The 15384-nt window shown below is 68.1% G+C and carries 12 protein-coding genes and 1 pseudogene; 7 read left to right on the top strand and 6 right to left on the bottom strand.

The annotated features are described in order from the left end of the window. Both A5699_RS06075 and A5699_RS06080 read left to right on the top strand, forming a co-directional pair. Positions 1–979 (top strand): LuxR C-terminal-related transcriptional regulator (locus A5699_RS06075; protein ID WP_197508205.1); only part of this gene is annotated, 979 nt, incomplete at its 5' end. 149 nt (positions 980–1128) lie between these two features. Next, positions 1129–4170 carry a (Fe-S)-binding protein gene (locus A5699_RS06080; RefSeq protein ID WP_067766896.1) on the top strand — a complete coding sequence of 1014 codons (3042 nt, stop codon included), beginning with the start codon at positions 1129–1131 and terminating at the stop codon, positions 4168–4170. A 61-nt stretch (positions 4171–4231) separates the two neighbouring features. Here A5699_RS06080 and A5699_RS06085 read toward each other — a convergent pair whose 3' ends face one another. Continuing rightward, positions 4232–4462: a hypothetical protein gene (locus tag A5699_RS06085; protein ID WP_067766899.1), complete on the bottom strand. Its 231-nt coding sequence runs from the start codon at positions 4460–4462 to the stop codon at positions 4232–4234. Between the two features lie 213 nt (positions 4463–4675). Between A5699_RS06085 and A5699_RS06090 the strand changes: the two genes are divergently transcribed. From A5699_RS06090 to A5699_RS06110, 5 genes are all read left to right on the top strand, one after another. Next, a complete protein-coding gene (locus A5699_RS06090) occupies positions 4676–5965 on the top strand; it encodes a pyridoxal phosphate-dependent aminotransferase (RefSeq protein ID WP_067766902.1) in 1290 nt (429 codons plus the stop codon). Positions 5966–6073: 108 nt separating this feature from the next. Then, positions 6074–7303: a YibE/F family protein gene (locus A5699_RS06095; protein ID WP_157561112.1), complete on the top strand. Its 1230-nt coding sequence runs from the start codon at positions 6074–6076 to the stop codon at positions 7301–7303. A gap of 42 nt (positions 7304–7345) precedes the next feature. Then, positions 7346–7864, top strand: coding sequence for a 2Fe-2S iron-sulfur cluster-binding protein (locus tag A5699_RS06100; RefSeq protein WP_067766908.1), 519 nt, complete (start codon positions 7346–7348; stop codon positions 7862–7864). After that, a complete protein-coding gene (locus tag A5699_RS06105) occupies positions 7861–8856 on the top strand; it encodes a xanthine dehydrogenase family protein subunit M (RefSeq protein ID WP_067766923.1) in 996 nt (331 codons plus the stop codon). Before A5699_RS06100 ends, A5699_RS06105 begins: the two co-directional genes overlap by 4 nt. Beyond that, the gene (locus A5699_RS06110) at positions 8853–10955 is read left to right on the top strand and encodes a xanthine dehydrogenase family protein molybdopterin-binding subunit (RefSeq protein ID WP_067766911.1); all 2103 of its coding nucleotides are present in this window, start codon (positions 8853–8855) and stop codon (positions 10953–10955) included. The genes A5699_RS06105 and A5699_RS06110 overlap by 4 nt, the downstream gene beginning before the upstream one ends. 3 nt (positions 10956–10958) lie before the next feature. Here the strand turns inward: A5699_RS06110 and A5699_RS06115 are convergent, their stop codons facing one another. From A5699_RS06115 to A5699_RS28380, 5 genes and pseudogenes are all read right to left on the bottom strand, one after another. After that, on the bottom strand, positions 10959–11327 hold the full coding sequence (locus tag A5699_RS06115) for a nuclear transport factor 2 family protein (RefSeq protein ID WP_067766926.1): 369 nt from the start codon (positions 11325–11327) through the stop codon (positions 10959–10961). An 18-nt stretch (positions 11328–11345) separates the two neighbouring features. Continuing rightward, positions 11346–12098, bottom strand: a complete 753-nt coding sequence (locus tag A5699_RS06120; protein WP_067766914.1) for a maleylpyruvate isomerase family mycothiol-dependent enzyme — start codon at positions 12096–12098, stop codon at positions 11346–11348. A gap of 1 nt (position 12099) precedes the next feature. Continuing rightward, entirely contained in the window at positions 12100–13416 is a 1317-nt protein-coding gene (locus A5699_RS06125) for a cytochrome P450 (protein WP_067766917.1), read from the bottom strand. A gap of 38 nt (positions 13417–13454) precedes the next feature. Further along, on the bottom strand, positions 13455–14813 hold the full coding sequence (locus A5699_RS06130) for a UDP-glucose/GDP-mannose dehydrogenase family protein (protein ID WP_067766920.1): 1359 nt from the start codon (positions 14811–14813) through the stop codon (positions 13455–13457). A 76-nt stretch (positions 14814–14889) separates the two neighbouring features. Continuing rightward, positions 14890–15384, bottom strand: a pseudogene (locus A5699_RS28380) (hypothetical protein); the annotation flags it as partial.

The raw sequence follows: 15384 nt of genomic DNA on the forward strand, positions 1-15384 counted from the left end.
TCACCCAACCCAGCAACAAGCGGTGCCGGGCCGCGGTGAAGGGACTGCAGGCGTCATCGGCTTCCCCGTCGGCGCGGCCGGGGCCGACGTGTCGGCCGCCGAAGCGGGCCCGGTGCTGCACCGGCGCGACGCGCTGTGGGCCGCGGCGCTGCGAACCGCGATCGCGCGGCGCAGCGGAGACAGCGGCGCCGTCCAGAAGCACTGGTACGCCGCGGTCGAGGTGCTCGCCGAATATTCGATTGATGTGTTCTCCTTGCTGCCGTTGGGCGAGTTGTGGGTCGCCGCCGCGCGCATGCGCCAGGTTGACCGCCTCGAACACACCCTGTCCGAGGCGTGGGGCCTGCTCGAATCGCTCGGCAACCCGGTGTTGTGGTCGGTGCCGCTGCACTGGGCCGGGGTGCATGCCGGGATTCTGGCCAACTCACCCGGCGCGGTCGCCCCGCACGGGCAGGCATTGACGGCCGCGGCCACCCACAGCGTGTTCGCCCGGGCGTTGGCCAACGCCGGCCGTACCTGGCTGCGGGTGTTGGCCAATCACGTCGACACCGATGAGGTGACGTCGGCGGCCCGGGCCCTGGCTCAGTTCGGTCTGACCTGGGACGGCACCCGACTGGCCAGCCAGGCTGCGTTGCAGACGCCGGACGGGCGGGTATCGCAGGCAATGCTGCAGTTGGCGCGTGATCTCAAACAGACGAGCGCGGCCGAAGAGATCGAGGTAGGGCCGGGGCCCGCGGCAACCCCGAGCGGTGCTCCCACCCAGACCGCCTCGACCCCGTCCTCCACCAAGCTTTCCGAGCGTGAACGGGAAGTCGCCGAGCTGCTTCTGCTCGGAATGCCCTACCGAGATATCGGCAGCCAATTGTTCATTTCCGCGAAGACCGTCGAGCACCACGTGGCCCGAATTCGACGACGTCTCGGCGCGGAATCCCGCACCGAAATGCTGTCGATATTGAGGGCAATGCTGTCCCCGCAAGGCTGAGACCTCCACCACAGTCGCCGCGAACTTAGGTAAGCCTCGGTAGCGGTAAGAAACTCCTAAATGTCACTATGAGCTGAAGGAAGCTAAGTTACCGACGGGTAACTATGCTCAAGTTACCGACCGGTAACTCGCGAAATGGAGGCGTTTCTGTGGAGAGTCTCGAACACACCCTGTTTCTGACGCGGCTGGTTCTGGGTGTGCTCGCCACGCTCGTCGTGCTGGTGTTCGCCGCCAGGCGGATATTGTGGCTGACCAAGCTGATCAGCTCAGGCCAGACGGTCGGTGACGAGCGCGGCCGCAAGGATCACCTCGTCCAGCGTTTCCTCAACCAGAACAAGGAAGTCTTCGCCCAATCGAAGCTCCTGAAATGGTCGATCCCCGGCCTCGCGCACTTCTTCACCATGTGGGGCTTCTTCGTCCTGGCCACGGTGTACCTCGAGGCCTACGGCGTGCTGTTCGACCCCGAGTTCCACATTCCGTTCGTCGGCCGGTGGGCGGTGCTGGGCTTCCTGCAGGACTTCTTCGCCGCCGCGGTGCTGGTCGGCATCATCGTCTTCGCGATCATCCGCATCCGGAAGAACCCCGAGCAGCTCGGCCGCGAATCCCGCTTCTACGGCTCGCACAACGGCGGCGCCTGGCAGATCCTCTACATGATCTTCCTGGTCATCCTGACCTACGCGATCTTCCGCGGCGCGGCCGTCAACGTGCTTGGTGAAGACTTCCCGTACCAGTCCGGCGCCTTCTTCTCCGATGGCATGGCCGCGCTGCTGGCCCCGCTGGGTCACACCGCCAATGTGTGGCTGGAGACCATCGCGCTGCTGGCCCACCTGGGCGTCATGCTGGCCTTCCTGCTGATCGTGCTGCACTCCAAGCACCTGCACATCGGCCTGGCCCCGATCAATGTCACCTTCAAGCGCCTGCCCGACGGCCTCGGCCCGCTGCTGCCGATGGAGCACAAGGGCGAGAAGATCGACTTCGAGGATCCCGCCGAGGACGCGGTGTTCGGCCGCGGCAAGATCGAGGACTTCACCTGGAAGGGCAACCTCGACATGGCGACCTGCACCGAGTGCGGTCGTTGCCAGTCGCAGTGCCCGGCCTGGAACACCGGCAAGCCGTTGTCGCCGAAGCTCGTGATCATGAACCTGCGCGACCACCTGTTCGCCAAGGCGCCCTACATCATCGAGGGCAAGCCGATGCCCGAAGAGGGTTCGGTGGACTTCGCCAAGCTCGGGCCCAACGAGCACCGGCACGGTGTGCCCGAGGACGGCTACGAGCGCATCACCGGTTCGGGCCCTGAGCAGGCGCTGCGCCCGCTGGTCGGCACCGAGGAGCAGGGCGGTGTCATCGACCCCGACGTGCTGTGGTCCTGCACCAACTGCGGCGCCTGCGTCGAACAGTGCCCGGTGGACATCGAGCACATCGACCACATCGTCGACATGCGCCGCTACCAGGTCATGGTCGAATCCGAGTTCCCCGGTGAGCTCGGCGTGCTGTTCAAGAACCTGGAGACCAAGGGCAACCCCTGGGGTCAGAACGCCAAGGACCGCACGACCTGGATCGACGAGGTCGACTTCGACGTACCGGTCTACGGCGAGGACGTCGAGAGCTTCGACGGCTTCGAGTACCTGTTCTGGGTCGGCTGCGCCGGCGCCTACGAGGACCGCGCCAAGAAGACCACCAAGGCCGTCGCCGAGCTGCTGTCCGCCGCGGGCGTGAAGTTCCTGGTGCTGGGCACCGGCGAAACCTGCACGGGTGACTCGGCCCGCCGCTCCGGCAACGAGTTCCTGTTCCAGCAGCTGGCCGCGCAGAACGTCGAGACCATCAACGAGCTGTTCGAAGGTGTCGAGACGGTCGATCGCAAGATCATCGTGACCTGCCCGCACTGCTTCAACACGATCGGCCGCGAGTACCCGCAGCTGGGCGCCAATTACTCCGTGGTGCACCACACGCAGCTGCTCAACCGCCTGGTCCGGGACAAGAAGCTGGTGCCGGTCAAGTCCACCGGCGGCCCCGAGGTCACCTACCACGATCCGTGCTTCCTGGGTCGGCACAACAAGGTCTACGAGGCTCCGCGTGAGCTGGTCGAGGCCTCGGGCGTGACGCTGAAGGAGATGCCCCGCCACGCCGACCGTGGTCTGTGCTGTGGCGCCGGTGGCGCGCGGATGTGGATGGAAGAGCACATCGGCAAGCGCGTCAACGTGGAGCGCACCGAGGAGGCGATGGACACCGCCTCGACGATCGCGACCGGCTGCCCGTTCTGCCGCGTGATGATCACCGATGGTGTCGACGACGTCGCCGCGGCCCGCAACGTCGAGAAGGCCGAAGTGCTCGACGTGGCTCAGCTGTTGCTGAACTCGCTGGACAAGAGCGCCGTCACGCTGCCCGAAAAGGGCACGGCGGCAAAGGAATCCGAGAAGCGGGCCGAGGCACGCGCCGAGGCGGAGGCCAAGGCAGCAGCCGCGGCACCGGCTCCGGCACCGGCCGTCGAGGAAGCCGCTCCCGCGGAGGCAGCACCCGCTGCCGAAGCTCCCGCAGCCCCGGCCGCAGCTGCAGCCCCGGTCAAGGGTTTGGGCATGGCCGGTGGCGCCAAGCGCCCCGGCGCCAAGAAGACCGCTGCTCCCGCTGCCTCCGCTGCTCCGGCTGCCGAGGCCGCCGCTCCGGCTGCACCCGTCAAGGGCCTGGGCATCGCCGGTGGCGCCAAGCGCCCCGGCGCCAAGAAGACCGCTGCTCCTGCTGCGTCGGCCGCTCCGGCTGCCGAGGCCGCGCCGGCCGCTGAGGCGCCTGCCGCTCCCGCAGCTCCGGTGAAGGGACTGGGTCTGGCCGCGGGCGCGAAGCGTCCGGGCGCCAAGAAAGCAGCTCCTGCGGCACCTGCTGCGTCAGCTCCGGCCGAAGAGGCGTCGGCGGCTCCCGCTGCCGCTCCCGAGGCCGCCGAACCGGCCAAGCCGGAACCCCCGGTCGTGGGCCTGGGCATCGCGGCAGGCGCACGTCGTCCGGGCGCCAAGAAAGCGGCCAAGCCGGCCGCTGCGGCGCAGGCTCCCGAGCCGACGCCGGAACCGGCTGCGGCGACGGAACCGGCCGCAGCAGAGCCGTCGGCCCCGGCGGACGAGAAGCCTGCCGAGCCCGCCAAGCCGGAGCCTCCGGTGGTGGGCCTGGGCATCAAGCCCGGCGCCAAGCGCCCCGGCAAGCGCTGAGCAGTTCCCTGACGCACCGAACGGCCACCTCCCCGCGGAGGTGGCCGTTCGGCTTTTCGGATCAGCCCTTCCCGTACGGCTTGGCCTTGACCGGCGGGACCGCGACGACCGGCGCGACGGTTCCCGAGTTGGTGATGGTCGTCGTCTGGCCGATTGTCATCTTGCCGCTGGGGATGAGGCCCTGACCGTCGGGTGCACTGGTCAGGGGCGCACCGATGACGCCAATCGTGATGAGGGCGCTGCCGCCCAGGACAGCAGCCAGGGTGTTGGCCCGGAGAATGTTGATTGTCATGTGCTTGCCGATCAGGTGAAGTGATGTGGTCCGGAGTCACCGCGTTGAGCTGGGGAATCCGGATACCGCGTACGTGTCACCATGGTTTCGCAGAAATTTGCTCGACGCGCGCCGGCCCAAGGGAATCCACAGCGGTTTGGCACACGAGACGCAGGAACGATGCCGGCTGACTGTGGTCTCGGCCACCCCCGACATCGGCAAATTCCAAAATCAGTGGACGGTGATGAGACCATGGTGGGCGTGACTACCCATCAGTTGCCGTGGCAGACCGGACAGCACCCGAAGCCGCGTACGTTTGCCCAGTCCACGAAATTGCAGGACGTCCTGTACGAGATCCGCGGACCGGTACACGAGCACGCCACACGGCTGGAAGCTGAAGGGCACCGCATCCTCAAGCTCAACATCGGCAATCCGGCGCCGTTCGGCTTCGAGGCACCCGACGTGATCATGCGTGACATGATCCAGGCGCTCCCGCACGCGCAGGGGTATTCCGACTCCAAGGGCATCGCCAGCGCGCGCCGGGCCGTGTTCACCCGGTACGAACTGGTCGAGGGCTTTCCCAAGTTCGACATCGACGACGTCTACCTGGGCAACGGGGTCTCCGAGCTCATCACCATGACCCTGCAGGCACTGTTGGACAACGGTGACCAGGTGCTCATCCCGGCGCCCGACTACCCGCTGTGGACGGCGTCCACAGCACTGGCCGGCGGCACCCCGGTGCACTACATGTGCGACGAGACCCAGGGCTGGAATCCCGATGTCGCCGACATCGAATCGAAGATCACCGAGCGCACCAAGGCCATCGTGGTCATCAACCCGAACAACCCCACCGGTGCGGTTTACAGCCGCGAGACGCTGGAGCAGATCGTCGAGCTGGCCCGCAAGCATCAGTTGCTGCTGTTGGCCGACGAGATCTACGACAAGATCCTCTACGACGACGCCAAGCACATCTCGCTGGCCACGCTGGCGCCCGACCTGTTGTGCCTGACGTTCAACGGCCTGTCCAAGGCCTACCGGGTCGCCGGCTACCGCTCCGGCTGGCTGGTCATCACCGGCCCCAAGGAGCATGCGACCAGCTTCATCGAGGGCATCAGCCTGCTGTCGAACATGCGGCTGTGCCCCAATGTGCCTGCCCAGCATGCCATTCAGGTGGCGCTGGGCGGCCATCAGAGCATCGACGACCTGGTGTTGCCGGGTGGCCGACTGCTCGAGCAGCGTGACACCGCCTGGACGAAACTCAACGAAATCCCCGGCGTGTCCTGCGTGAAGCCCGCCGGTGCGCTGTACGCGTTCCCCCGGTTGGACCCCGAGGTACACGACATCCACGACGACGAGCAGCTGGTGCTCGACCTGTTGCTGCAGGAGAAGATCCTGCTGACCCAGGGCACCGGATTCAACTGGCCCACACCGGATCACCTGCGCATTGTCACCCTGCCGTGGTCGCGGGACCTGGCCCAGGCGATCGAGCGCCTGGGTAACTTCCTGGCCGGCTACCGGCAGTAGGTGTCCCGCCGAGACGACGGTTTCTGGCGCCAATCTGCCCAGAATCAGCCAGAACCCGTAGTGTCGGCGCATCGGTGACCCCACAGCCACCCCCTCTACGCTGTGCGAGTGGCGCACACCCATTCCCACTCCCACTCGTTGGCCGGCCCGTCCCCGCTGGGCCCGCTGGCCGCCCACATCGTGGTCGGCCTGCTGGTCGCCATCGGTGTCGCGGTGCTCGCCGGCGCTGCTTGGCTGTGGCCCAGCCAGCAGAAGGTGGACATCCCGCTGCCGTTCCAGAATGCCGCCGGGGGCGCCGTCACCACTGAATCCGGGCACGTGGTGTCCAGCACCCTGGCCGACTGTGGCAGCCCGTCGGCGGGCGCCGTACTGACCGCCGCACCCCGACCGGCAGTTCCCGGTGGCGGCACCTGCGTGCAGAACCTGGTGGCCATCGACTCCGGGCCGAACCAGGGCGCCAAGACCCTGCTGGAATTCACCACCGGGCCCGGCCAACCCAATCTTGTTGCCGGCGACGATATTCGGATCAGCCGGCAGGTCGACGAGGCCGGCACGACGAGCTACGCCTTCTTCGACTATGAGCGCACCTGGCCCCTGGTTCTGCTCGCGCTGGCGTTTGCGGTCGTGATCGTCGCGGTGGCCCGCTGGCGGGGACTGCGCGCCATTGTCGGCATCGCGGTGGCCTTCGGGGTGTTGATGATCTTCCTGCTGCCGGCGCTGCGCGACGGAGCCCCGGCCATCCCGGTGGCCCTGGTGGCCTCGGCGGCGATCCTCTACGCCGTCATCTATCTGGCCCACGGCGTCAGCCTGCGCACCAGCGCAGCCCTGCTGGGCACCCTCACCTCACTGCTGCTGGCCGCGCTGCTGTCTTGGGCAGCAATCGAATTGGCCCATCTGACCGGGCTTTCCGAAGACCAGAACAACGAGGTCGCGGCCTACATGGGCAACGTGTCGATCACCGGATTGCTGCTGGCCGGGTTCATCATCGGCTCACTCGGTGTGCTCAACGACGTCACCATCACCCAGGCCTCGGCGGTGTTTGAGCTCGCCGAGCACGGCGGTAGCCGGAGGTCGATTTTCACCGGCGCCATGCGGGTGGGCAGCGATCACATCGCCAGCACGGTCTACACGCTGGTGCTGGCCTACGCCGGCAGCGCGCTGCCGCTGCTGTTGTTGTTCAGCGTGGCCAACCGGTCACTGGCCGACGTGCTGACCGGTGAGAGCGTGGCGATCGAGATCGCCCGGTCCGCAGTGGGTGGTATCGCCCTGGCCCTTTCGGTGCCGTTGACGACGGGGATCGCCGCGGTGCTGGCCACCCCACAAACCAGCAGGCAGTGACCCGGCACGTTTGACCGGCACCGCCCGGGGTACCCGGCGACGGTGAGCCAGCCCCATCACAGCGACGTGACCCTCGAGGTCGACGGATCACGCCGTCAGCTGACCGTCGACAACCGCATGACCCTGCTGGACGCCCTGCGGGAAACGTTGGGGGTGACCGCACCGAAGAAGGGGTGCGACCACGGCCAGTGCGGGTCGTGCACCGTCTTGCTGGGCGGCCGCCGCGTGACCACCTGCCTGACGTTCGCCGTCGCTGCCGACGGGGCGCAGATCACCACGGCGGCCGGACTGGAGCAGGACGGTGAGCTGCATCCGGTGGCGCAAGCGTTCTGCGACGAGGACGGCTTCCAGTGTGGCTACTGCACGCCCGGCCAGATCTGTTCTGCCGTCGGCATGTTGGACGAGGCCAAGGCTGGGTCGCCCAGTTTCGTCACCCCCGACCTCGATCTGCCTCCGATCCTCACCGATGAGGAGATTCGCGAACGGATGAGTGGCAACCTGTGCCGCTGCGCGGCGTACCCGAACATCGTCGCGGCGATCGGGCGGGCGTCGACCCGATGAAACCGTTCGACTATCACCTGGCCACCAGCCCGTCCGACGCGGTGGCGACGCTGACCACCCACCCGCGGGCGGCCTATCTCGCCGGCGGAACCAATCTCGTCGACCACATGAAACTTGGTGTGGCCGAACCTGATCTCCTGGTCGACGTCAGCCGGCTCGAGCTCTCCGAGATCGCCACGACCCCTGACGGCGGCGTGCGGATCGGTGCGAATGTCCGCAACAGCGATCTGGCCGCCGACCCGGTGATCCGCTCGCACTACCCGATGCTGTCGCGGGCGCTACTGTCCGGCGCGTCGGGGCAGCTGCGCAACGCCGCCACCACAGCCGGAAACCTGCTGCAGCGCACCAGGTGTGTGTACTTCCAAGATGTCACCACACCGTGCAACAAGCGGGCACCCGGCAGCGGCTGCTCGGCGGTCGGCGGATATGTCCGCTACCACGCGATCCTGGGCGCCTCCCCACACTGCGTTGCGGTACACCCCTCGGACATGGCCGTGGCGATGAGCGCTCTCGACGCCCAGGTGGTGGTGCAGACCGCCGACGGCGAGCGACGGATCCCGGTCGACGAGTTCTACCGGCTGCCCGGCGATGAACCCGACCGCGACACCGTGCTGGCACACGGCGACCTGATCACCGCGGTCGAGTTGCCCGCCCCACCCGCAGACGCGGCCTCCGATTACCGCAAGGTCCGCGATCGTGCCTCCTATGCCTTCGCGTTGGTGTCGGTCGCGGCCGAGCTGACCTTCACCTCGACATTCCAGATCGGCTCGGCGCGTATCGCTTTGGGCGGGGTGGCACACAAGCCGTGGCGGGCGCGGCGGGCCGAAGAGATGCTGCGCGGCGATCAGCCCTCACCGGAAAACTTTGCCGCGGCGGCCGATGCCGAGCTTCGGCAGGCCGAGCCGTTGCCGGGCAACGAGTTCAAGGTGGAGTTGGCCCGCCGCACGCTTGTCGCCCAACTACGCATGTTGACCGAGCGGAGACGGCCATGACGATCCTCGAACCGCACGCGATCGGCCAACCGACGGCCCGCACCGACGGCCGGGCCAAAGTCACCGGCACCGCGCGCTACGCGTTCGAGCACCGCGTCGAGGACCCGGTCTACCTGCATCCCATCCAGGCCACCGTCGCCCGCGGTCGCGTCGCCGCGATGGACACCGCCGCTGCCACCGCGCTCGACGGAGTGCTCGACGTGCTGACGGTGTTCGACGCCCCGACCCTGGCCGACACCTCCGACGGCGAACTGTCCATCCTGCAGGACGACCGCGTGCACTTTCGCGGTCAGATCATCGGCGGGGTGGTGGCCTCAACGGCCGAGATCGCACGGGAGGCAAGCAGTCTCGTGCGTGTGCACTATAGCGAGGAACCGCACGACACCGAACTGACCGCCGACCATCCGAGGCTGTACACACCCGAGTCGGTCAATCCGTCGTTTCCGCCGGATTCCGATCAGGGAGACGTGGATGCGGCGCTGGCCACCGCCGCGGTGACCGTGGATCAGACCTATCGCACGCCCATCGAGCACAACAATCCGATGGAGCCGCACGCCTGCATCGCCCAATGGGCCACCCGCGCCGGACAGCCGGCGGTGACCTTGTACGACTCGACACAGGGCGTACACGTCGTGCGCAAGACCCTGGCCCCGATCCTCGGCCTGCAACCCGAACAGCTGCGGGTCATCGCGCCGCACGTGGGCGGCGGGTTCGGTTCCAAAGGGGCACCGCACGCCCACGATGTCCTGGCCCTGCTGGCCGCCCAGCGGGCGAACGGGCGACCGGTGAAACTGACGCTGACCCGCCAACAGATGTTCTCCCTCGTCGGCTATCGCACCCCGACCATCCAGCACCTGCGGTTGGGCGCGGACAAGGACGGCCGGATCTCCGCCTTCGTCCACGACGTCGTCGAACAGACTTCGGCCGTCAAGGAATTCGCCGAGCAGACCGCCGTCACCTCCCGCAAGATGTACGCAAGCCCCAACCGGCGCACATCGCACCGGCTGGCCGCCCTCGACGTGGCGGTGCCGTTCTGGATGCGCGCACCGGGTGAGTGTCCGGGCACCTTCGCCGCCGAGGTCGCGATGGACGAACTCGCGGTGGCCTGCGATCTGGATCCGATCGAGCTGCGGGTGCGCAACGACCCCGACGTCGATCCCGAATCGGGCAAGCCGTGGTCCGGCCGCCACCTCGTCGAGTGTCTGCGGACCGGCGCCGAGCGCTTCGGTTGGTCTCCACGCGATCCCCGTCCGGCCAAATACCTTGCCGGACGCTGGTATATCGGCACGGGCGTGGCCGCCGCCACCTATCCGGGTATGGCGATGGAGGGCAACACCGCGCGGATCAGCCACGCCGAATCTGGTTGCTACACCGTGCAGATCGGTGCCGCCGACATCGGCACCGGAACGTGGACCGCGTTGGCCCAGATCGCCGCCGATGCCCTGGGGTGTGAACTCGCCGCGGTCGACCTGCAGATCGGCGACACCGACCTGCCGCAGGCCTCGGTGGCCGGCGGCTCGTCGGGCATCACCTCGTGGGGTTCGGCGATTGTGGCCGCGGCCAAGCAGTTTCGTCGTGAGCACGGCGACCACCCACCGGTCGGGGTGTCCTCGGAAGCCGAGGCACCGCAGAATCCCGATGCCGAGAAGTTCACCGTGCAATCCTTCGGCGCCCACTTCGTCGAGGCCCACGTCAACTGTGACACCGGTGAGATCCGGATCCCACGCATGCTCGGGGTCTTCTCGGTGGGGCGGGCCATCAACGCGCGTACGCTGCGCTCGCAGTTGATCGGCGGCATGACGATGGGGCTGTCCATGGCGTTACACGAGGAGAGCGTCCGCGACCCGCGCTTCGGGCACGTCGTCACCCAGGACCTCGCCTCGTATCACATCAGCGCCCACGCCGACGTCACCGACATCGACGCGATCTGGCTCGACGAGGTCGAGGAACACCTCAACCCGATGGGCTCGCGCGGTGCGGGCGAGATCGGCATCGTCGGCGCCGCCGCGGCGGTGGTCAACGCCGTTCACCACGCCACCGGGGTGCGCGTCCGCGATCTCCCGGTCACCCTCGACAAGGTGCTGCCGGCGTTGCCCTGATCGTCAGCCGGCGAGATCTTTTTCGGTCAGCTCGGTGGCGGCCAGCGCCGCAGCCAGGGTGTCATGCCGGAACACCGACGTGACGTGGTCGTGCACCACGCGGAACGCGGCCGCGCCGGCATGCGAGGTGCCGTCGGCGCTCGTGACGTTCTGTTCGACGACGACGACGCCGTCATGCACATACATCCGCCCCGGCGTCACCGTCGCCCCGGCCGATGCCGCCCACTCTCGCAAGGCGGCATGCCCCTGGGCGGCCCCGGCGGCATCACCCAGTTCGATGTCGTCGCTGGACAGCTTGATCAGGGTGTCGATGTCGTCGTCATTCAGCGCGTCGTGCCAGGCCAGTACCGTGGCGATCTCGGATGTGGTCATGAACGAAACGTACGCCACTCAGTACGGCGTGCGGTCGAGCCAGGCGTCCCAGACGGCAGTGTCGCCGAACACGTCCAACCCGAGGTCGGTGGCACTCCGCCGGCGGGTGACGGCCAACAGCAGGTCATGCGCGGGGCCGCGCAACGCGACGCTGCCCTTGCCGTGACTGTGCGACCATCCGAGGCCGTCCTCGTCGTGCTCCACCGTCCACTCCCCCGTCGGCCCGAGCTCGTCGTCGGTGGCGTGCAGATGGATGCTGGAGCCCGACGGCAGCGGATCGGCGTGCCGCTTGGTGGCCATCACCGTGGTGATCTCAAGCCACTCACTGACGGCGTCGGCGGCCAGATCGGCCGGCAGATCGAAGTCCGTCCCGACCGCCAGCGCCGCGTCGGCGCGGTGCACCGTCGCCTCGTGCAGCCGCCGCCGGATCCACCAACCCCCGGGTTTGGGGCCCAGGAACGTCCACACCCGGGCGTCGGTGCCGATCTGGTCGACGGATTTGAGGACTTGGGCCGCACCGGTATTGAGCCAGTCGATCGCGGCCTCGGGATCGTCCGGTGGCCTGCCGTCATGCACTTCGCGCGGGTCGAGGGGTGAGACCCGGCGCTCGGAGATGATCTGTGCCGCCCAACGGTTTCCGCGGCCGACATGGCGGAACAGTTGCTTGAGCGTCCAGTCCGGGCATGACGGCACCGGCGTCTCGGGATCGTTGGCGGCGATCAGCTCCCCGAAGATCCGGGTCTGGTCGAGCAGGGCGGCTCGGAAATCCACGTCACGAACCTACCGCTGTGCGCGCCTTTCCGAGTGCTATCGGCAGAGTCGACCAACCCCGCAGGATGCGGGTGTCGCGGCGGCTGGCCGCACCGGCGATCCGGGCGTCGGGAAACCGATCGAAGAAGGTCTGCAGACCCACCTGTCCTTCGGCCCGGGCCAGGGCGGCGCCGAGGCAGAAATGCCGGCCACCCGAGAACGACAGGTGACGACCGGCGTTCTCCCGCTCGATGTCGAAGCGGTGCGGGTCGGTGAACACCGCGGGGTCGCGATTGGCCCCGGAGAGATGCACGATCACCAACTCCCCCGCCTTCACCTGCGTGCCGGCGACTTCGGTGTCGACGCGGGCGGCCCGGGCGCTCATCAGCACCGGGGAATCCAGCCGCAGGATTTCCTCGACGGTGTTCGGCCACAGCTCGGGGCGCGCCGACAGCGTCTGCAGGTGCTCGGGGTGATCGAGCAGCATGCGGATGCCGTTGCCCAGCAGGTTGACCGTCGTCTCGAACCCGGCGGCCAGCACCAGGCCGGCCAGCGCCCGCAGCTCGGACTCGGTGAGCGGGTCACCGGCCGCGCCGGCTTCGGAGGCCTTGATGACCTCGCTGAGCAGATCGTCTCCGGGCGCACGACGCAGCTGGCGCAGGTGCTCGGTCAGCCAGGTTTCGAAGCCGTCGATGCCCTGGTTCACCGTGCGGTACTGCCGCCACGACAACCCGATGTCGAGGCTGGGTGCGCCGAGCTCACCGAAGCGCAGGATCTGCGAACGGTCGCTGTCGGGAACACCCAGGATGTCGCTGATCACCGAGACCGGCAGCTGCGCGCAGTAGCGTTCGACGACGTCGACGACGCCGGCGTCGTGTTCCATCGAGTCCAGCAGGTCGTTGGCAGTCTGCTGGACCCGCTCACGCAGCCGGGAGACCGCACGCGTCGTGAACACCGACGAGACCAGCTTGCGGTAGCGGGTGTGATCGGGGGGTTCCACCGCGAGCAGGGACGGCGGCAGCAGCGGGTGCAGCTTGCCGGTGTCGGTCTTGTCGGCCACCCAGCGCAGCGGACGCGGCAGGTTGCCGCCCAGCCGGGACACCCGGAAGTCGTCGGACCGCAGCAGATCACTGGCGACGTCGTAGTGAAACGTCATCAGGACCGCACGGCCGCGGACGATCGGCCCGATCTGGCGCATCTCGTCGGCGAACGGCGCCGGGTCGGCGCGCACCTGGGGATCGGCGATCAACCGAGCCTGCGGATCACCGCGCCGCATCCCGACCGCGGATATCCCCCTGACCACTCCGTGGATGGCCATCCACCGGATCTGTTCCCGCATGGATCGAGCCTACGACCGCCCATTTTGTTCTACAACCGTCAAACAGCAGCCACCGGGCGGCCGAGGGCGAACACCCGCCAACCGGCTTCCCGCCACCGCTGGCTGTCCAGGCAATTACGGCCGTCCACAACAACTTTGACGCGGACCGTGTCGGCGAGTTCCACCGGATCGAGGTCGACGAATTCTGCCCACTCGGTGAGCACGAGCACCGCGTCGGCCCGGTCGCAGGCTTCGATGATCGAGGTCGAGTAATTCAGCGTGGGGAACACCCGCTGCGAGTTGTCCATCGCCTTGGGGTCGTAGACGTTGACCGCGGCCCCGTTGAGCTGCAGCATCCCCGCCACGTTGAGCGCCGGGGAATCCCGCACATCGTCGGATTCGGGTTTGAACGCCGCGCCCAGGACCGCGATGTTGGCACCCAGCAATGATCCCCCGCAGGCCCGGGTGGTCAGCTCCACCATGGCGGTGCGGCGGCGCATGTTGATGCTGTCGACTTCACGCAGGAATGTCAGGGCATGGTTGGCGCCGAGCTCACCGGCACGGGCCATGAACGCCCGGATGTCCTTGGGCAGGCAGCCACCACCAAAACCCAAGCCGGCGTTGAGGAATCGCCGGCCGATGCGCGGATCGTAGCCCAGTGCGTCGGCCAGCAGGGTGACGTCGGCGCCGACGGCCTCGCACACCTCGGAGATCGCGTTGATGAACGAGATCTTGGTGGCCAGGAACGCGTTGGCCGAGACCTTGACCAGCTCGGCGGTCTCCAGATCGGTGACCAGGAACGGCACGCCATCGGCGATCATCGGCGCGTAGAGTTCCCGCACCGCTGCCTCACCACTGGCTCCGTCTGCTCTCGTCGCGTGCGGGCCCGAATCCCGCTGCACCCCAACGACAATGCGGTCCGGGTGCAGCGTGTCGTGCACCGCGTAACCTTCACGCAGGAACTCCGGGTTCCAGGCGACCTCGACGTGGACGTCGGCCGGTGCCAACGCCCGGGCCCGCTCGGCCAGATCGGCCGCGGTGCCGACCGGGACGGTGGACTTGCCGACGATCACCGCGTTGCGGCGCAACCGCGGCACCAGGGTGTCGATGACGGCGTGCACGTGGCGCAGGTCGGCGCTGTAGTCGCCCTTCTTCTGCGGGGTGCCGACCCCGAGAAAGTGCACATCGGCGAAGTCGGCGGCCTCGTCGTAGTCGGTGGTGAACCGCAGCCGTCCGGCGGACAGATTGTCGTTGAGCACCTTGCGCAGGCCGGGTTCATAGAACGGGATGTCGCCCGCGGCGAGTTTGGCCACCTTTCCCGGGTCGATGTCGACCCCGATCACCTCGTGGCCGAGCTCGGCCATCCCCGCGGCATGTGTCGCGCCCAGATAGCCGGTACCGAATACGGTGCATCGCATACTGACTGGATAGGCGGTGCGGATGAGCTAGCCGCTACGTGACACTGAGCGGCAGGCCAACGTCAGGTGACGGTTGTCAGTGCCCGCCGAACGGGAACGGCCACATGGGCCCCCCACCACCGGAGCCGTGTGAACCACCGGAGCCACCCGAGCGGCCGGGATTCCAGTCGCCGGAGCCACCGGAACGGCCCGGCTTCCAATCATCGGACCCGCCGGAACGGCCGGGATTCCAGCCCGAGCCGGGGCCCGAGTCAGAGCCGGGGCGCCAGTCGTCCGAGCCCGAGCCCGGCCAACGTGGCGAGTCCGGTACATCACGCGACGGCGGGTCCCATGACGGCCGCTGCGGTTGCTCCCGCCGTGGCGGATCCCACGGCGGACGGAAGATGTTCGGCAGTCGCGGCGGCGGGGGCAACACGACCAACGGCGGAATGTACGGAGCCGGCGGCGTGAAAATCGGTGCCGGTGCGGGCGCCACCGGGACCGGTGCGGGGGCCGGGGCCTCCGGGGCTCGGGCTCGGACGACTGGCGCCCCGGCTCTGACTCGGGCCCCGGCTCGGGCTGGAATCCCGGC

Origin of the sequence: Mycobacterium sp. E802 (assembly GCF_001666875.1) — a bacterium.
Classification (GTDB): Bacteria; Actinomycetota; Actinomycetes; order Mycobacteriales; family Mycobacteriaceae; genus Mycobacterium.

Coding starts and splice junctions, on each gene's coding strand:
- A5699_RS06085 (WP_067766899.1), bottom strand. CDS start 4,462: ATGACAATCAACATTCTCCGGGCCAACACCCTGGCTGCTGTCCTGGGC.
- A5699_RS06105 (WP_067766923.1), top strand. CDS start 7,861: ATGAAACCGTTCGACTATCACCTGGCCACCAGCCCGTCCGACGCGGTG.
- A5699_RS06110 (WP_067766911.1), top strand. CDS start 8,853: ATGACGATCCTCGAACCGCACGCGATCGGCCAACCGACGGCCCGCACC.
- A5699_RS06115 (WP_067766926.1), bottom strand. CDS start 11,327: ATGACCACATCCGAGATCGCCACGGTACTGGCCTGGCACGACGCGCTG.
- A5699_RS06125 (WP_067766917.1), bottom strand. CDS start 13,416: ATGCGGGAACAGATCCGGTGGATGGCCATCCACGGAGTGGTCAGGGGG.
- A5699_RS06130 (WP_067766920.1), bottom strand. CDS start 14,813: ATGCGATGCACCGTATTCGGTACCGGCTATCTGGGCGCGACACATGCC.